16 protein-coding genes are annotated in these 18,280 nt (G+C 60.2%); 13 read left to right on the top strand and 3 right to left on the bottom strand.

From position 1 onward, the window contains the following. Window positions 1–2: 2 nt before the first annotated feature. Together FKN99_RS12875 and FKN99_RS12870 are read right to left on the bottom strand one after the other, a co-directional pair. Window positions 3–767 (bottom strand): ABC transporter ATP-binding protein, encoded by a 765-nt coding sequence (locus tag FKN99_RS12875; RefSeq protein WP_172118261.1) that lies wholly within the window; start codon window positions 765–767, stop codon window positions 3–5. Beyond that, on the bottom strand, window positions 764–1,819 hold the full coding sequence (locus FKN99_RS12870; protein ID WP_172118260.1) for a FecCD family ABC transporter permease: 1,056 nt from the start codon (window positions 1,817–1,819) through the stop codon (window positions 764–766). The genes FKN99_RS12875 and FKN99_RS12870 overlap by 4 nt, the downstream gene beginning before the upstream one ends. Before the next feature lie 401 nt (window positions 1,820–2,220). Between FKN99_RS12870 and FKN99_RS12865 the strand changes: the two genes are divergently transcribed. Genes FKN99_RS12865 through cobJ form a run of 9 tightly spaced genes read left to right on the top strand, consistent with a single transcriptional unit; the run spans window position 2,221 to window position 14,135 of the window. Further along, the gene (locus FKN99_RS12865) at window positions 2,221–3,942 is read left to right on the top strand and encodes an AAA family ATPase (RefSeq protein ID WP_172118259.1); all 1,722 of its coding nucleotides are present in this window, start codon (window positions 2,221–2,223) and stop codon (window positions 3,940–3,942) included. Further along, on the top strand, window positions 3,939–4,532 hold the full coding sequence (gene cobO / locus FKN99_RS12860) for a cob(I)yrinic acid a,c-diamide adenosyltransferase (RefSeq protein WP_172118258.1): 594 nt from the start codon (window positions 3,939–3,941) through the stop codon (window positions 4,530–4,532). Before FKN99_RS12865 ends, cobO begins: the two co-directional genes overlap by 4 nt. Continuing rightward, complete coding sequence (locus FKN99_RS12855) at window positions 4,532–5,920, top strand: cobyrinate a,c-diamide synthase (RefSeq protein ID WP_172118257.1); 1,389 nt, start codon at window positions 4,532–4,534, stop codon at window positions 5,918–5,920. Before cobO ends, FKN99_RS12855 begins: the two co-directional genes overlap by 1 nt. Then, entirely contained in the window at window positions 5,907–7,019 is a 1,113-nt protein-coding gene (cobW, locus tag FKN99_RS12850) for a cobalamin biosynthesis protein CobW (protein ID WP_172118256.1), read from the top strand. The genes FKN99_RS12855 and cobW overlap by 14 nt, the downstream gene beginning before the upstream one ends. Next, entirely contained in the window at window positions 7,019–10,864 is a 3,846-nt protein-coding gene (gene cobN, locus FKN99_RS12845) for a cobaltochelatase subunit CobN (RefSeq protein ID WP_172118255.1), read from the top strand. The genes cobW and cobN overlap by 1 nt, the downstream gene beginning before the upstream one ends. Beyond that, window positions 10,861–12,036: a cobalamin biosynthesis protein CobG gene (locus tag FKN99_RS12840; RefSeq protein ID WP_172118254.1), complete on the top strand. Its 1,176-nt coding sequence runs from the start codon at window positions 10,861–10,863 to the stop codon at window positions 12,034–12,036. Before cobN ends, FKN99_RS12840 begins: the two co-directional genes overlap by 4 nt. Next, complete coding sequence (locus FKN99_RS12835; protein ID WP_172118253.1) at window positions 12,020–12,649, top strand: precorrin-8X methylmutase; 630 nt, start codon at window positions 12,020–12,022, stop codon at window positions 12,647–12,649. The genes FKN99_RS12840 and FKN99_RS12835 overlap by 17 nt, the downstream gene beginning before the upstream one ends. Beyond that, window positions 12,646–13,383, top strand: coding sequence for a precorrin-2 C(20)-methyltransferase (gene cobI / locus FKN99_RS12830; protein WP_172118252.1), 738 nt, complete (start codon window positions 12,646–12,648; stop codon window positions 13,381–13,383). Before FKN99_RS12835 ends, cobI begins: the two co-directional genes overlap by 4 nt. Then, the gene (gene cobJ, locus FKN99_RS12825) at window positions 13,380–14,135 is read left to right on the top strand and encodes a precorrin-3B C(17)-methyltransferase (protein WP_172118251.1); all 756 of its coding nucleotides are present in this window, start codon (window positions 13,380–13,382) and stop codon (window positions 14,133–14,135) included. Before cobI ends, cobJ begins: the two co-directional genes overlap by 4 nt. A gap of 137 nt (window positions 14,136–14,272) precedes the next feature. Here the strand turns inward: cobJ and FKN99_RS12820 are convergent, their stop codons facing one another. Beyond that, complete coding sequence (locus FKN99_RS12820; RefSeq protein ID WP_172118346.1) at window positions 14,273–15,001, bottom strand: cobalt-precorrin-6A reductase; 729 nt, start codon at window positions 14,999–15,001, stop codon at window positions 14,273–14,275. On the opposite strand from FKN99_RS12820, the gene cbiE reads away from it, so the two are divergent. The 4 genes from cbiE to cobF are packed head-to-tail and all read left to right on the top strand — an operon-like array spanning window position 15,000 to window position 18,167. Then, the gene (gene cbiE, locus FKN99_RS12815; RefSeq protein WP_172118250.1) at window positions 15,000–16,208 is read left to right on the top strand and encodes a precorrin-6y C5,15-methyltransferase (decarboxylating) subunit CbiE; all 1,209 of its coding nucleotides are present in this window, start codon (window positions 15,000–15,002) and stop codon (window positions 16,206–16,208) included. The two genes, FKN99_RS12820 and cbiE, sit on opposite strands and share 2 nt — an antisense overlap. Next, window positions 16,205–16,612: a cobalamin biosynthesis protein gene (locus FKN99_RS12810; protein ID WP_172118249.1), complete on the top strand. Its 408-nt coding sequence runs from the start codon at window positions 16,205–16,207 to the stop codon at window positions 16,610–16,612. The genes cbiE and FKN99_RS12810 overlap by 4 nt, the downstream gene beginning before the upstream one ends. Beyond that, window positions 16,609–17,406 (top strand): precorrin-4 C(11)-methyltransferase, encoded by a 798-nt coding sequence (gene cobM / locus FKN99_RS12805; RefSeq protein ID WP_172118248.1) that lies wholly within the window; start codon window positions 16,609–16,611, stop codon window positions 17,404–17,406. Before FKN99_RS12810 ends, cobM begins: the two co-directional genes overlap by 4 nt. Beyond that, entirely contained in the window at window positions 17,403–18,167 is a 765-nt protein-coding gene (gene cobF / locus FKN99_RS12800; RefSeq protein WP_172118247.1) for a precorrin-6A synthase (deacetylating), read from the top strand. The genes cobM and cobF overlap by 4 nt, the downstream gene beginning before the upstream one ends. The last annotated feature ends 113 nt before the right edge of the window (window positions 18,168–18,280 follow it).

Here is an 18,280-nt window from a genome sequence, read left to right as displayed (position 1 = left end):
TTTTAAACCGCGCTTCTAAAACGCATGATCCGTTTGCCGTCAATGGGATCATCCAGCACGTGGGCATGCACGCCGAACGTCTCTTGTAAGCACTGGGTGGTTAGCACGTCATGTGGTTGGCCGCTGGCGATCAGTCGTCCGCCGTCCATCACGCCAATGCGGTCGCACTCCATGGCTTGGTTAAGATCGTGCAGAGTGATCACAACGGTAATCGGCAATTGTCTGACCAGCTCAAGAATGGAGAGCTGATGGCGGATATCCAAATGGTTGGTGGGCTCGTCCAGCAGGAGAATTTTGGGTTGCTGGGCCAGTGCCCGGGCAATATGAACGCGCTGGCGCTCACCGCCAGAAAGGGTATGCCAGAGGCGGTCCGCCATGTGTACCATATCCACGTCATCCAGTGCCTGGCCGACAATCGCATCATCCTCGGCGGACCAGGGGCGAAGCGCAGTGAGAAATGGCGTACGTCCCAGTGCAACCACCTGACGCACATGAATTCTATCGGTGGTTTCCGCCTGCTGTTCAACCATCGCGATAGACTGCGCAATATGGCGCTGGCGCATTTTAGCGATCGGCTGGCCGCCCATGTGTACATGACCCGTTTTGGGTTTGTTTAAACCTGCCAGCAGGCGAAGCAGCGTGGTTTTGCCGGAGCCGTTGGGGCCAATCAAGCCAAAGGTTTGGCCAGGCGCAACGTCCAGGCAAACGTCCTTTAAAAGCGTGCGCCCATGCACGCTCCAGCCCAGCTGTTCAGCGGTTAATTTCATCGATTCCTCGTGCCGCGAACAAGAATCAACGCAAAAGCTGGCGCGCCGATCAGCGAGGTAATAACCCCAATGGGCAGCACCTGGCCGGGCACCAGAATGCGCGAGAGAATATCTGAGCCAATCAAAAACACGGCGCCAGCAAGTGCCGAAGCGGGCACCAGGCGCGTGTGCTGGGTGCCCACGATAAAACGCATGGCATGCGGAATGACCAAACCGACAAAGCCAATAGCGCCCACCATCGACACCATAATGGCTGTCACCAGCGCTACCGCAATAATTAACAGCCCCCGTGTTGGGCGCACGGCGATGCCCATGGACGCCGCGCTGTCGGCGCCGAAAGTAAAGGCGTCCAGTGCGCGGCGGTGCCAAAGGCAAATCAGCAGGCCGCCCAGGGTGGCAGGTAAAGCGATCACGACATCGCTCCAGCGCACGCCGGAAAGATTGCCCAGTAGCCAGAACATGATGCCGCGTGCCTGCTCGGCACTGGCCGACTTGGTAATGATGAAGGCGGTCAGCGCGTTAAACAGTTGAGAGCCTGCAATGCCCGCCAGAATAATAGCCCCGGCGGCTTGGGTGCTGCGCCCACCGCCAGTCCCGCTGCTGGCTGCATGGGCAAGCAGTACCACCAGGCCAAAGGCAAGTACTGCCCCGGCAAACGCCCCGGCAGATAAAGTGAAAGCACCCGCACCAAGCCCTGCTACGGTAACGGCTACGGCACCGGTTGAGGCGCCTGCAGAAATACCCATCAAGTACGGGTCCGCCAAGGGGTTACGCAGCAACGCTTGAAGCACCACTCCGGCCAGCGCCAGCGCGGCGCCACAACACGCAGCCACAATGGCGCGGCTTAAGCGGTAGTTCCAGATAATACCGGCATCAATGCGATCAACGGCGTAGTTAGCGCCCAGAAGATGGTTAGCCAATACCTTGAGAATCGTATCCACAGGAATCGAGGTTTCACCAATCGCCGTACCGGCGAGCAGTGCTACCAGCAATACCAGGGGGGCAAGCCAAAACCAGTGCGCCTGAGCGCGCGGCGCCTGGGTACTTTGCATCGCAACCGCTTTCATAGCGTAAACGAGGTAGCAGGTAGGGCGGGGAAGGGCTTCATGGGATGGTGTTCCGGGTGCCGATGGATATAAAACTCGACAGACTGCCGAAGACGTGACGATAAAGCACGAAAAACCTTTGCGATTGATGACTTGCTTAAGCGGGGAGGTGGCTACACCCTGGTGCCATCCTCTATAATGCGCGGTTATTGTAGTCATTTTATCGGCGTTTGGCTCTATCGTTATTCTCTTGTCAGTGATGAATAACTTTCACGTGTGTTGCAGTGTCCATGCGTCGCTTAATGTATTAGGTTTACCCGCTTGTAAAGTAGGCGCTTTACTCGCTTGTGAGGGCGCTGAGTAGCTCAATATCTTCTTGTTAAATCAAGTCAATGTTCCTTCTGCCCATGGTGATGCCTGTGGTTGAGTTTCCCTTTACCGCCGTCGTCGGCCAGGCATCGCTTAAAAAAGCGCTGCTTCTGAACGTGATTAACCCGCGCATTGGCGGGGTGTTGATTAGCGGCCCGCGAGGCAGCGCAAAATCGACTCTCGCCCGCGCGTTGGCCGCACTGCTTCCAGAATCAGGTCAGGGCGACACGTCGCCGTTTGTTACGCTGCCGCTGGGCGCCAGCGAAGACCGCCTGACCGGCAGCTTGGACCTGCAAAAGGTATTGAACGAGCGCGAAGCTACCTTTCACGAAGGGTTGTTGGCCAAAGCCCATGGCGGCGTTTTGTACGTCGATGAAGTCAATCTGCTCGCTGACACGCTGGTTGATCTGCTGCTGGATGTAGCTGCCAGTGGGGTCAATATCGTCGAACGCGACGGTATCAGTCACTCCCACGCGGCACGCTTTAGCCTGATTGGCACCATGAACCCGGATGAAGGGGAACTGCGCCCGCAGTTGCTCGACCGCTTTGGCCTCTGTCTGGAACAGCCTGCCTCCATCCGTATCGAAGAACGCATCGCCATCGTGCAGCAGCGCGATGCTTTTGATCGCGACCCCGAGCGCTTTATCGCCGACTACGCTGATGAGCAGTCAGCCCTGCGTGAACGTATCGAGCAGGCGCGCCGCACGCTTGCTGCCGTTACAGCACCTGACTGGGTTTACGCGCACATCGCCAAGCGCTGTGAAGAGGCAGGCGTTGAAGGCCTGCGTGCCGATGTTACCTGGCACCGCGCCGCCCAAGCCCACGCCGCCTGGCGGGGAAGCGATACGATCACCCAGGACGATGTCGATACCGTGGAGCCTTGGGTATTGGCCCATCGGCGTACGCGTGAATCTTCCACACCGCCGTCTTCTCCGCCGCCTTCGTCTACGCCAAATGAAAAACCTTCTGGCGGTCAGCCGTCTGCCAGTGGACATTCTGGCGAGCAAGGGCAGTGGGGCGCCATGCCGCCCGTGGCGCAGAATATGCGGGATAGTCAGCCGCTTGATCTCCCTGCGCTACGCTTGGCTCCTTCTTCCCACCGGTCTGTGGCTAAGCAGCCGCTATCACTGGGTGGTAGGCGCAAGGGTGATGAAGCGGGCCAAGGGCGAACCAGGGCTGCGCTGACCTCGCGGCCGGATTGGTTTGCTACGCTGATCGCCAATCGCGGCCAATGGCCCTGGCGGCAGTTGCGTTATCAAAAAGCGCGCACTGGGCAGCCGGTGCTGCATTTGGTGCTGCTGGATACCTCCGGCTCAACGTTGGGTAAGCGCCTGTTGGGCCAAGCCAAGGGCTGGGTCGATAGCTTGACTCGCCAAGCATATGGCGCTCGCGAGCAGATGGCCGTATTGGGCTTTGGCAACGATGCGGTGACAGCGTTATTCACCCGCCAACGCGCCCCCAAAAGCCTGGCGGCGACGCTGAACAGTGCCGATGGCGGGGGCGGCACGCCACTGCGTAAAGTGGTTGAGGAGGCAGGGCGGTTGATTCGCCTGTGGCAGCGCCGTGAGCCTGGCCTGCATATACGCACTTACTTGATCACCGACGGACGCACCCGCGAATCCGTTGCAGACCTGCCAAAACTTGGCGACTGCGTGGTGATGGATACCGAATACTCATTTGTAAAACGTGGCCAGGCCGTGCGCCTTGCCCAGCAGTTGGGCGCCCACTATTGGGCCCTGCCCACCCAGGAGTCAGCATGAGCGATAGCAATCACCAAAACCGCATGCAGCGCAAAAAAGAGGTGGTCGATGAGCGCATCAGCCGCGCTATTGATGAGCGCGGGGTGTTAATCCTGCTCAAAGGCAACGGCAAGGGTAAAAGCAGCTCGGCGCTCGGTACATTGGCGCGCTCACTGGGGCATGGTCAGAAAGGCGCGGTCATTCAGTTCATTAAAGGGCGGCGCGAAACCGGTGAATACCTGTTCTTTCGTGACCACCCAAGGCTTGACTGGCACATCATGGGTCAAGGCTTTACCTGGGAAACCCAGGACCGCGAGCGCGATATTCAAGCCGCTGAAGCCGCCTGGGAAATCGCCAAGGGCCTGCTGGAAGACCCGGCCTACAACATCATCGTGCTGGACGAAATGAGCTACATGTTCAAGTACGGCTACCTGGACCCGGTGCCGGTGGTAGAGGCTTTGCAGCGCCGCCCAGCGCATCAGAATGTGATTATTACCGGGCGCACCATGGCGCAGCCGCTTCAGGACGTAGCAGACACTATCAGCACCGTGCAGGATGAGCGTCACGCGTTTCGCGGCGGCGTTAAAGCCCAGGCGGGGATCGAGTACTGATGAGCACACCTTCCGCACGCTGCCCCGCGCTGTTTATCTCGGCACCGGCCTCAGGCCAGGGTAAAACCACGGTAACCGCTGGGCTTGCGCGGCTGCTGCGTAATCAGGGCAAGGTGGTGCGGGTATTTAAAACCGGCCCGGACTACCTGGACCCGCAAATACTCGCACAGGCCTCGGGCCAGCCGGTTGACCAGCTCGACTTATGGATGGCAGGCGAAGCCTACTGCCGCCAGCGCTTTTATGAAGCCGCTGTTGAAGCCGATTTGATTCTGGTGGAAGGCGCCATGGGGATGTTTGACGGCGAGCCTTCCAGTGCCGATTTAGCCGCGCTGTTCGGCATCCCCATGGCCATCGTGATGGATGTTAAAGGCATGGCCCAAACCGCCGCTGCGCTGGTAACAGGGCTGGCTGGCTTTCGTGACGATATCCATTTTGCCGGGCTGATCGCCAATAACTGTGGCTCGCAGCGCCATCGCGAGCTGATTGAAGGCGCGCTGCCTGAAGCCATACCGTTTTTAGCTGCCGTACCACGCGACCCTGAACTTGCACTTCCCGAGCGCCATCTGGGCCTGGTGCAGGCGGAAGAGATCCGCGACGATCTGGAAATTCGCTTTGAAGCCGCGGCGCAGGCGCTGGAAGCCGCAGGCCTGCTGGATGCGCTCGCCACGCTTTCGCCGGTCAGCTTTAGTGCTTCTACTGAGGCGCTTCCCGCTGTGCCGCAAGTGCTAACAGGGCAAACGATAGGCATAGCCCGCGATGCGGCGTTCAGCTTTATTTATCAGGCCAACCTGGACCTGCTGGCGCAGATGGGCGCGCAGGTGCGCTTTTTCTCGCCGCTGAGCGATGCTGAACTGCCCGAGTGCGATGCCCTTTGGCTACCCGGCGGCTACCCAGAGCTTCACGCGCAGGCGCTTGCGGCGAACAGCGCCATGCGCGATGCCATTAAAGGCTTCTTTAGCGCGGGCAAACCCATCCTCGCCGAGTGTGGTGGCATGCTGTATAGCCTGGAAACGCTAACCGACTATGCTGAGAACTCTCACACCATGCTCGGTTTACTGCCGGGGCACGGTGCCATGCGCGGGCGTCGCGGCTGCCAAGGCATGCAGACTGCCGAGCTACCCGAAGGGCCGGTTCGCGGCCATGCCCACCATCGCTCGATGGCCGAGCAAACGCCCGAGCCGATTGCTTACGGGCGCCGCCAGCGCCACTCTGCACCCGGCGAGCCAATTTACCGGGCCGGGCGCCTGACGGCGACCTACTTACATCTGTTTTTCCCGAATAATCCTGCGGCGGTAGCGCGTCTGTTTAGCCACGCTCTTGGCAACGATTCAGCGCAGGCCACGGCCGCAAGCTCCCAAATTAAGGAATCCTCGCATGCAGTTAAATAAAATTCCCGCCACGGTTGTGACTGGTTTTCTGGGCAGCGGCAAGACCACCTTGCTGGCCAATATTCTGCGCCAGATCACCGGCAAGCGGATTGCGGTTATCGTCAATGAGTTTGGCGAGCAGGATATCGACTCAAGCCTGCTGCGTAGCTGTGCGCTGGATTGTGACGCAGAAAGTGACGAGGGTGAGCAAATCGCCTCCGGTGAAGACGGCAGTATTTACGAGCTGGCCAATGGCTGCATCTGCTGCACGGTGGAAGAAGAGTTTTTGCCGGTGATGAAACAACTGGTGGCGCGGCGTGATGATATCGACCATATCCTGATCGAAACCAGCGGGCTGGCCTTGCCCAAGCCGTTGGTACAGGCGTTTAACTGGCCGGAAGTGCGTCAGCACTGCACCGTGGATGCCATTATCACGGTGATCGACGGGCCTGCCGTCGCTGCGGGCCGGTTTGCCAATGATGAAGAAAAAGTTGCCGCCCAGCGGCTGGCCGATGACAGCCTTGATCACGACCCCAGCCTGCGCGAACTGCTGGATGACCAGCTAAGTGCGGCGGATTTAGTGCTGGTCAGTAAAACCGACCTGCTGAGCGCCGACGAAAAAGCCCGCGTTGAAGCGCTGGTACAGGCGCGGGTACCCGCATCGGTCAAAACGCTGTTTATCGACCAAACGCTAGCGACTGATACGGCCCAGCTGGAGGCCCTGATGGGCATAGGCGCGGCCAGTGAAGAGCATATCGACAAGATTACCAACCATCACGACAAGCACCATGCCGAAGGCGCCCACCACGATCACGCCCACGATAACTTTGATTCCTGCGTGATTACGCTGGGCGAAGTCGATGGCGATGAGCTGGCGGCGAAGCTTCAACACCTGCTGAAAACCCAGGAGATCTATCGCGCCAAGGGCTTTGCGGCCATTCCCGGTAAGCCCATGCGCCGAGTCATCCAGGCAGTGGGTGAGCGCCTGGACGGCTATTTTGATCGCCTGTGGGCTCAGGACGAGCCGCGCCAGACCCAGCTGGTGATTATTGGTAAAACGCTGAACAGCGATGAAATTCATAAGGCGCTGGCCAGCGCTGAGACGTCGGTAAGCGCCTAATGCATCTTTTCGCCGCCAAACCGGGGGGCTTTGTTGATGATGAAGGCATCATCGACCTACAGCAAAGCCCTGCCGAGGTTGTGATTATGTCCGCCGCCGACAGTAACTTGTCGGCGTTGGCCCAAGCGGTTGATCGCCTGGGGGATAGCTACCCCTCGGTGCGGCTGGCGAACTGGATGAACCTGGTAAAACCGGCGGCGTTTGATCTTTACGAAGACCGCGTGCTGGAAAAAGCCCGCTTGGTGGTGGTGTCACTGCTGGGCGGAAAGGGCTACTGGCAGTACGGCTACGAGCGGCTTCTGGCTTGGGCGGCTGCCAAGCCCGGGCGCCAGCTGATTCTGGTGCCCGGCTGCGACGCCCCGGACGATGCCCTGCTGGAAGACTCCAGCATTGCCTTTGACGATGCCTACCGCGTATGGCGCTACTTGCGCGAAGGCGGCGTGGATAACGCCGAGCAGCTGCTGCGCTTTATCGGAAGTGAATGCTTGGCGCATGAGTACCTGGCACATAAGTACTCGTGGCAAGAGCCAAAAGTGATTCCGGCGGCGGTGATTTACGCGCCTCAAACGAACGGCCAGCAGGCGGTTAGCTTAAGCGAGTGGCACAAACAGCGTATTGCAGAGCGCCCGGTGTGCCTGTTGCTGTTTTATCGCAGCCACCTGCAAGGCGCGAATACCGCTGTGCTCGATGGCATGATCGATGCGCTGAAAGCCGAAGGGCTTGAGCCGTTAGCTGTCGCGGTGGCCTCTTTAAAAGAAGGCCCCTGCATCGCGTTCGCCAACCACCTCATTGAGCAAACCGGCGCCATGCTGGTGGTCAATACCACCGGCTTTTCGGTAAACCGTACCGCCGATAACGCCAATGCAGCAGATGAGCTGGGCAGCAATCTTCATGAGAGCCTTTTTGTCGGGCGGCCCGTCGTACTTCAGGCGATACTCGCCAGCAGTACGGCGGATGACTGGCAGGGCATGGCCGCTGGGCTGCATAGCCGCGATGTTGCCATGCAGGTAGTGCTACCCGAAATGGACGGGCGGATTATCACCCGCGCCGTTGGATTTAAAGCCGAGGCGCACTATAACGCTCGCGCCCAGCTCTCTGTCACGCACCACACGCTGCACCCGGAGCGTGCCGCCTTTGTCGCCAAGCTGGCCCGGCAGTTTTGCGCGCTACGCCAAACGCCCAATGCCCAAAAGCGCATCGCACTGATTATGGCCAACTACCCCAACCGCGATGGGCGTATTGGTAACGGGGTAGGGCTGGATACACCGGCCTCTACGCTGCAAATTTTAAATGCCTTGAAAGGTGCCGGTTATCCGCTAAGCGAATTGCCGGAAAGCGGCGATGCGCTGATTCGCCTGCTCCAGGGTGTGGTCACTAATGATCATGACAGTCTGGATCAACGCGCCTGCTGGCAAAGTATCAGCGTTGAGGATTATCTGGCCTGGTTTCAAACCCTGCCCGCTGCGCTTCAGAAAACGATATGGACCCGCTGGGGCGCGCCGCAAGATGACCCCAAATGCCGCCAGGGGCGACTGATGATTTCGGGTATCCGCTTGGGCGAAACCTTTGTGGGTATTCAGCCGGAACGCGACTTTATTGATGACCTGACCCAGTCCTACCACGATATGGAGCTGGCGCCGCCGCATAGCTACCTGGCGTTCTATCTCTGGCTGCGCGAGCACTATCAGGTCGAGGCGGTTATTCATGTGGGCAAGCACGGTAATCTTGAGTGGCTGCCGGGCAAAAGCACTGCGCTAAGCGCCGAATGCTGGCCGGATATTGCGCTCGGGCCGATGCCGCATTTCTATCCGTTTATCGTCAATGACCCCGGCGAAGGCGCCCAAGCCAAGCGCAGAAGCCAGGCGGTAATTATCGACCACCTGATGCCGCCGCTGGCACGAGCCGAGCTTTACGGCCCCATGGCCGAGCTTGAAGCGCTTACCGATGAGTATTATCAGGCGCTGGACATGGACCCGCGTCGCGAAGCGCTGATTCGTGAGCAAATATTGGCCCACCTGCGGGCAACCGGCATCGATCAAGAGCTTGCCCACGCGGTGAATAGCAGCTGTGACAGCGAAATTCTCAACGAGCTGGACACCTTTTTGTGCGATATCAAGGAAGCCCAGATTCGCCACGGCCTGCACATACTGGGTGAGCTTCTGCCCGAGGAAAAACGGGCGGCCACGCTGGTAGCCCTGTTAAGGCTGCCGCGTGGTGAAGCGGTGGCAAGCCGCGGTTTGCTGCACAACCTGGCCGCTGACCTGGCGCTGGGTGAGAGCTTCGACCCGCTGGCGGCGGGCAGCGAGCCTTGGCTTGGCCCTAAACCGGCTGTGCTGGCAGGCAAACTAACCGCCGCCTGGCGAACCGGCGGCGATACTCGCGAGCGGCTGGAACTGCTCGGTGAAGAACTGGTGGCCGACTATGTGTTGGCCCAAGGGGATTTGGCCGCGCTTGCCCAGGTGTATCCCACCACGGCCGAGCAGCTTAAATTTGCCCGCGAGCAGCTGTGGGCCGCCATGCAGCAGGGCGTAAAGATGGAGGTTGGCTCGCTGCTGGATGGGCTTGAGGGGATTTTCGTGCCCGCCGGACCGAGCGGTGCGCCGAGCCGGGGGCGGTTGGATACGCTGCCCACCGGGCGCAACTTTTTCAGCGTGGATAACCGCTCGATCCCTTCGCCTGCTGCCTGGACGCTGGGGGAAAAGTCCGCTCAGGCATTTGTCGAACGCTACCTGCAGGATCACGGCGACTATCCACGACGCTTGGGGCTCTCCATCTGGGGGACCGCGACCATGCGTACCGGCGGCGATGATATCGCCCAGGCGTTTGCGCTGATGGGCGTGCGGCCCAAGTGGTCGCTGGGTTCTCAGCGGGTGATCGATTTTGAAGTGATCCCTTCGATGCTGCTTAACCGCCCACGGGTGGATGTCACGCTGCGCGTATCCGGATTCTTTCGCGATGCCTTTCCGAACGTGATTCGTCTGTTTGATGCCGCCGTGCAAGCGGTTGCCAACTATGCAGAACCGGGCGATAGCAACACCATTCGCGCCGCCGTGGTTGAACGCCAGCACACCCTTGAAGCCCAAGGGTTAAGTGCCGAAATGGCCGCCCAGGAAGCGAGCTACCGTATTTTTGGCAGCAAGCCCGGTGAGTATGGCGCCGGCCTGAACCGGCTGATCGAAAACCGTAGCTGGGGTGATGCCGATGACCTGGCCGAGGCCTACCTGGGCACCGGCGCCTACGCTTACGGGCAGTTTGCGGATTCCGGCACCGCCGCACGTGGCGCCTTTGAACAGCAGATCAAAGGGCTGGATGCGGTAATGCAGAATCAGGATAACCGCGAGCACGATATTCTCGATTCCAACAGCTACTACGCCTTTCAGGGCGGCATGGCTAATGCCACCCGCGCGCTTGCCGGCCAGGCGCCGGAGATCTATCACGCCGACCACGCCAACCCCGCCGTGCCCAAAATTCGTACGCTCAAAGAGGAGCTTGCCCGGGTCATTCGCTCGCGCGTGTTGAACCCCAAGTGGATCAACGCCATGCGCGAACATGGCTACAAGGGCGCGTTTGAGATGGCCGCCACGGTCGACTACCTGTTTGCTTACGACGCCACCACGGATTTGGTGGCGGATTACCAGTACGTCCAGGTGAGTGAAGCGCTGGTGCTGGATGAGGCCAACCAGCAGTTTTTACGTGAGCATAACCCAGCAGCCCTTGAAGAGATGGCCGAGCGGTTGCTGGAAGCCGCCCAGCGCGGCATGTGGCAAGAACCCGGCGAGCACGGCGACGCGCTGCAAGACCTGCTGCTGGAAATGGACGAAGCCAGGGAAACCGCCAGTTTATGAGCACTAGTCCGCTGATCAAAGGCTGGTGCCCCGGCGCCTGGCAGCCCATGGAAACTGGCGACGGCTGGCTAGTGCGCGTGCGCCCACCGCTCGGCCAGCTATCCAGGGCGCAGGTGCTCGCGCTGTGCGACGCAGCGGAAACCTATTGCAATGGGTTAATTGAGTTAACCAGCCGCGCCAATATTCAGCTGCGCGGCGTCTCGGAAACCACATGGCCGCCGCTAATGGATTTTTTGGTAGTGCACGAATTAGTCAGTGCGGACCCCGCCACCGAGCAGCAACCCCAGTGCCTGCTAGCGCCCGGCTGGCAGGCGGGCGATGACACGCATCAACTCGCCTGCTTGTTACAGGCGCGAGGCAGCGAGCTGGCCGCGATGCCCAGCAAAGTTGGTATTGCGATTGATGCGGGTGAATTAGCGGTATTGGGAGATGCCGCCGCTGATTTTCGCGTTGAGCGCTCAATAGAAGGTGGGCTGATAGTGCGCGCTGAAGGCCAGGCCTGCGGTACGCCGGTGGGCTCTCTAGAGGTAGCCATTGAGCATTTAATACGCTTGACGCACTGGTTTGTGGAAAGCGGCGGGAATGACGCCGGGCGGATGCGGCGGCATAAAGTGCCGCTTCCCGCGTGGTCACCTGCTAAAATGCGCCCCGCAAGCGCTTCTGCCATGGAGAATGCAACGCAGGGCGCGGCGCTGGCGCTAGGCGAGTATCAAGCGGGGATGGTTTACGGGCTGCCGTTTGGGCGCGCAGCCGCTGCGGCGTTGCGGGCAGCGGTTGCCCCTGCGGCGGTGAGCCATGTGCGCGTAACGCCGTGGCGACGCTTATGGGTCAAGGGTGCAAGTGAGCCGGTTGAAGGCTTAATCAGCGATAACCAGGATACGCGCTTATTGATGGATGCCTGCCCCGGCGCGCCTTACTGCGCTCAGGCAAGCGTTGCTACCCAGCCGCTGGCTAAACGGTTAGCGCCCGACGTTAAAAGACACAGCGTTCATATATCCGGTTGCGCCAAGGGGTGCGCCCGCCGTTCATCGGCCGACGTGTGCCTGGTCGGTCAGGCAGGCCGATTTAATCTTATTGTTAAGGGTGGTGCCCAGAGCACGCCCGTTAAGATAGGCCTCACCGAGACTGAGGTCGTCGAATATTTGGAGAGTTTGGGTGCCCTATACGTATGAAACAAGCGGCCCGGCGATTTACCGGGAATCCTTCGCGATTATCCGCAGCGAGGCCGACCTTGCGCGCTTTTCTGCTGAGGAAGAGACCGTTGCCGTGCGCATGATTCACGCCGCCGGGCTTGTCGAGTTGGCCGCGCATATTCACTTTCAAAATGACGCGGTCAATAAAGCGCGTTCAGCACTCGAACGCGGCGCGCCGATTCTTTGTGATGCGCGGATGGTTTCTGAAGGCATCACCCGCAAGCGGCTGCCAGCCAATAACGAGATTATTTGCACCCTGAACGATGAGCGCACGCCACATCTCGCGCAGGAAATGGCTAACACCCGTTCGGCCGCAGCACTAGAACTATGGCGCCCGCATCTGGAAGGCGCCGTGGTGGCCATTGGCAACGCGCCCACCGCGCTGTTTCATCTTTTAAATATGCTGGAAGACCCGAGCTGCCCGCGCCCGGCGGCAGTAATCGGCTGCCCGGTAGGCTTTGTAGGTGCCGCTGAATCCAAGGAAGCGCTATGGGCGACGCCCGCCATTCCCAGCTGCATTGTACGTGGCCGCTTGGGCGGAAGCGCGGTGACGGTCGCGGCCATTAACGCCATGGCGGATCGCGTCGAATGACTCAGGCATCCACACAAGGCACGGTATACGGCGTTGGCTTGGGGCCGGGCAGCCAGGACTTGATGAGCGTGCGCGCCGACCGGCTGATTCGCGGCGCCACACATATCGCCTATTTTCGTAAAAAGGGCCGCAAGGGCCATGCACGCAGTATTGTTGAAGGGCTGTTAGCCCCCGGCATGATTGAGCTGCCCATGGAGTACCCGGTTACCACGGAGATTCCTTTCGACGACCCGCAGTACAACGCGCTGCTCTCGCAGTTCTATTCGCGATGCGTGGCCCAGCTGATCGAGATAGCCAACGCCGGTGACAACGTGGTGGTGCTCTGCGAAGGCGACCCGTTCTTCTACGGCTCGTTTATGCACCTGTATACGCGCCTGCTGAGCCAAGTGCCGGTGTCGGTAGTGCCGGGGATTACCGGTATGTCTGCCGCCTGGACGGCGACCGCGCAGCCGATTACCTGGGGCGATGATATTCTGACCGTGCTGATGGGCACGCTGCCGGAAGAAACGCTCGGCAAACATATCACCGATACCGACGCGCTGGTGGTCATGAAGATTGGGCGTAATCTAAACAAGCTGCGCCGGGCGCTTAAACAAGCGGGCCGGGAAGACCAGGCGTGGTTGATTGAGTACGCTGCCATGGAGCAGCAGCGCGTGCTGCCGTTGGTAGACGTTGGCGAGAGCGTGCCTTACTTCTCGATAGTGCTGATTCACGGTAACGGGAGGCGCCCATGAGCGGCTGGCTAAAAATTGTCGGCCTGGGCCCAGGCGCCGAGGCGATGATGACCCCCGAAGTGTCCGCCGCGCTTTCGGATGCCACCGACGTTGTCGGCTATGTGCCTTACGTTAACCGCGTAGCGCCGAGGGAAGGACTTACGCGCCACGGCTCGGATAACCGCGAAGAGATTCGCCGTGCCGAGCAGGCCTTGCAGCTGGCGTTAGAAGGGCACCGAGTTGTGGTGGTTTCCTCTGGCGACCCCGGCGTATTCGCCATGGCCTCGGCAGTGTTTGAAGCGCTGGAAGCGGGCGATGCCGCGTGGCGCGCACTGGATATTCAGGTGCTGCCGGGTATTTCTGCGATGCTGGCGGCTAGCGCCCGTGCCGGTGCACCGCTGGGGCACGACTTCTGCTGCATCAATTTATCCGACAACTTGAAGCCTTGGACGCTGATCGAAAAGCGCCTGCGCCTAGCCGTTGAAGCCGATTTTGCGATGGCGTTTTATAACCCGCGCTCAAAATCGCGCCCGGTAGGTTTCGAGCGCACCCTGGAGGTGTTGCGCGAGGCGTGCGAACCCGAACGGTTGATTATCTTCGCCCGCGCGGTTTCAACGCCTGACGAGTCGATCCGCGTAACGGCCTTAAAAGATGCCACGGCGGACATGGCCGATATGCGCACACTGGTGATTGTCGGTTCAAAACAGACGCGGTTAATTGAGCGAGATGGTGAGCCGTTGGTTTATACGCCGCGCTCAGTAGGCTTTGCCTGAAAACGCGCTGCGCTCGGTCATGCGTTGTTAAAAATCGGCTCAAAGTACTCATTTACAACCTGTAAACTCCGTCTTTTCGCCGATTTTTGCCTAGCCTGACCATCGCTCGCTGGCTTTTCAGGCAAACCCTGGAGTGTTTAGTGAAGCCAGGCAAGTACCTCATCAACGCTATGCACTTCATGGCGAGCAGGCAGCGCTGGGCGGTCGATCATGATGACCGGCACGCCGAGCGCGCGGGCGGCATCAAGTTTGGAAACAGCGCCTTCGCCGCCAGCATTTTTGCACACGATGCGTTCGATACGTTGGGTTTTGAATAGCGCTAAATCGCCTTCCAGCGTGAAAGGGCCTCTATCTACCGTGGTGGTGAAGTGGGCAAGCGGCGGCGGGGCGGTTGGCTCGTCAACCAAACGCAGCACATAGTGGTGTTGAGGCTGCGCGGCAAACGCGGCCAGGTGCATACGGCCAATGGCGAGCAGCACGCGCTGGGGCGGGCCTTCCAAGGCGCTAACTGCCTCTTCGACACTTGCCACGTGTTGCCAGTTATCGTGAGTGGTGGGCGTCCAGGCGGGGCGGGTCAGAGCAATCGCCGGTATGCCGGTTTGCTGGGCGGCGGCCAACACGTTATGGCTCATCTGTGTGGCAAACGGGTGGGTTGCATCAATAATATGGGTGATGCGCTGTTGGGTGATAAAAGCCGCCAAACCGTCGGCGCCGCCGAAACCACCCACGCGGGTGGGCAGCGGCTGCGCTTTAGGCGCGTTAACGCGGCCCGCATAGCTGAACAGGGCTGGAATGCCGCGCTGGCTAACGGCGCTGGCCAAAGCGCTTGCTTCACTCGTACCCCCAAGAATCAGGATGTTTATCATGGCTTTAGTTAACAAGGCTCCGTGGCTCACACTGTTAGGTTGGGGGGAGAGTGGCACAGCGGGCCTGACAGCGGCAAGCCGCGAGCAGCTTGAGCGTGCCGAAATCGTGTTTGGTGCGCATCGCCATTTGCGCCTTCTTCCCCCGTTAAATGCGGATATTCGTGAGTGGCCGGTGCCGTTTCTTGATGGCATCCCCGCACTTCTCAATGAGCGCGGCCGCCAAGTGGTCATGCTGGTATCCAATGATCCGTTCTGGTTCGGGGCGGGCACTAGCGTGGCGCGCCACTTGGAGGCCAGCGAATGGATCGCCGTGCCATCACCCTCGACCTTTAACCTAGCGGCGGCCCGGTTGGGCTGGCCGCTTGAGCGCTGCACCTGCCTGGGCCTGCACGCTAAACCGCTTACCCGCATTCGACCCTACCTGCAAAGCGGTAGACGCTTGCTGGTGCTGTTACGCGATGGTGCCGCTGTAGCTGAATTGGCCGCGCTGGTGAAAACATTTGGCTTTGGGGATTCCCAGCTACGCGTGCTGGAAGCTCTGGGCGGTGAAGATGAACGCGTCCGCACGCTGCGCATGGGGGATACGCTACCCGAGGATATCGCTCACCCGGTGGCGGTCGGCATCGAAGTCGCCGGTAACGGCCCCGCGCTGCCTTTAACGCCGGGCCTGGCCGATAGCTTTTTTGAGCACGATGGGCAGATCACCAAGCAGGCCGTGCGCAGCCTAACGCTTTCGGCACTTGCCCCCAAGTCTGGGGAGCGGTTGTGGGATATCGGCACTGGCTCTGGCTCCATCGCCATTGAGTGGCTGCTGGCCCATCCGGATAATCAGGCTATCGGCTTCGAGCAGCACCCGGAGCGCGCCGCGCGGGCGCGGCGTAATGCAGAAAACTTGGGCGTTGATTGGCTGGAGGTAAACGAAGGCCGCGCACCGGAGGTGCTTGAGAATGCGCCGCTGCCCGATGCGGTGTTTATCGGCGGCGGGCTTTCCCAAGAACTGCTGGACGCTTTATGGCAGCGCCTTCCTGTCGGGGTGCGCGTAGTAGCTAACGCGGTCACGCTGGAATCCGAAGCCTTGCTGGCGCACTGGCAGCAACAGGCGGGTGGCGAGCTGCTACGCCTGGAACTGGCCCACGCCGCCCCCATGGGCACCCGCCGGGGCTGGAAAGCCAGCTACCCGATTGTGCAGTGGCGTGGCGTTCGATGACCAAGCAAACAGTGGCTAGGCAGGCGCTCAAAGTCGTAGGGTTCGGCTTTCGCCAGCAGGCAACGCTTGAATCACTGGAACAGGCGCTGGATCAATTGATTGCCGAGTACGGCCCTGTCGACCAGTTAGCGGCAGCGCGCAGCATGCTGCCACTGGTTGAAGCGCTGGGCAGTGCCCGCAACACCCCGGTAATGGGCGTCGCGGATGCCGCGCTGGAAAGCGTTACCACGCTGACTCACTCCGCCTATAGCCTGCGCGAAAAAGGCACCGGCAGCGTGGCCGAAGCCGTAGCGTTGCTGGCCGCAGGCAGCGGGGCGCAGCTTTTAGGCCCACGAACAGTTTCAAACGATAGAAAGGCCACGGCCGCGGTGGCCACCACAGCGGCGCAAGGAGTTGGATTATGACGGTTCATTTTATTGGCGCAGGCCCCGGCGCGCCGGATCTTTTGACGCTGCGCGGGCGCGATTTAATCGCCGCCTGCCCGGTGTGCCTGTATGCAGGGTCACTCGTGCCTGAAGAAATCCTCAAGCACTGCCCAGAAGGCGCGCGCATCATCAACACCGCGCCGCTGTCACTTGATGACATTATGCAGGAAATCCAGACCGCCCACGCCGCAGGCCAGGATATCGCCCGGCTGCACTCCGGCGATTTATCAGTGTGGTCCGCCATGGGCGAACAGCTGCGCCGCCTGCGCGAGCTTGATATTCCCTACAGCGTTACCCCCGGCGTGCCTTCCTTTGCGGCGGCGGCGGCAACGCTCGGCCAGGAACTAACACTTCCCGGCGTAGCGCAATCCGTAGTGCTGACTCGCACCTCGGGCCGGGCAAGCGCCATGCCGGACAACGAGACGCTGGCCAACTTCGCCCGCACAGGAGCCACGCTTGCCATTCATCTCTCCATTCACAACCTGACCCAAGTGGTCGAAAACCTGACGCCCCATTACGGCGAAGAGTGCCCGGTAGCGATTGTATGGCGAGCCAGCTGGCCGGATGAGCATGTGGTGCGCGGGCGCTTATCCACGGTGGTATCGCTGATCGACAACTCGCTGCAACGCACGGCGCTGATTCTGGTAGGGCCGGTACTTGAATCCCAGGACTTCCAGGAAAGCAGCCTGTACGCGGTAGGCTACGACCGCCGCTTTCGCCCGCAGTCCGCCGATTCGCCGTTTGCCAGCAGCGATGAAGAGGGCAGCGCATGATCACGCTCTCGCTGATCGGCATTGGCACCGGCAACGTTGACCACGTAACGCTCGCAGCGGTGCGCGCCTTGAACGCGGCCAACGTGATTCTGCTGCCGCGCAAAGGCGAGGCGAAATCGGATCTTATCGACCTGCGCCGCGTACTCTGCGGCGAGCTGCTTGATGAAGCAGCCCACACCCGTATCGTCGAGTTCGATTTACCCACTCGCGAAGCCAAGGGTGCGTACCTAAGCGCAGTAGACGAGTGGCATGACGCCATTGCCAGCGTGTGGGCGGAGTTGATGGATAAGCACCTGCCAAACGGTGGCCGCGTAGGAATGCTGGTATGGGGCGACCCCTCGCTTTACGACAGCAGCCTGCGCATCGCCAAGCGCCTGACGGACAGCGGCCGTGCAGTTGAGGTCAAGGTAGTGCCCGGCATCACCAGCCTGCAAGTGCTCACCGCCGAGCACAAAATACCGCTCAACGCGCTCGCCGAACCCATCCAGATTACCACCGGGCGCCGCCTGCGCGAACGCGGCTGGCCCGGAGATGCCGCCACGGTAGCGGTAATGCTCGACAGCGGCGGGGCGTTTACCACGCTGCCCCAAGAAGACACCTACATCTGGTGGGGCGCTTACCTGGGGATGGATAAGCAGTGTTTGATCAAAGGCCCACTAAGCGAAGTAAGCGACGAGATTATCCAGCGCCGCGCCGCACTGCGTGAAATGCACGGCTGGATTATGGATATCTACCTACTAGCCAAACAGCCCCTCATCTAGGCTTTTACGAAAACTGGTTGCGCTTCTACCATACGGCGTTAAAAATCGGCTCGTGCGCGAGTCCGATCAAAATACTCATTTACATTAGTAAACTCCGTTTTTTCGCCGATTTT

The sequence above is a fragment of the Halomonas hibernica genome (assembly GCF_013183775.1).
Lineage (GTDB): Bacteria > Pseudomonadota > Gammaproteobacteria > Pseudomonadales > Halomonadaceae > Vreelandella > Vreelandella citrativorans.
Note: the sequence above shows the minus strand (reverse complement) of the source record. Positions and strands in the feature narration are given on the sequence as shown.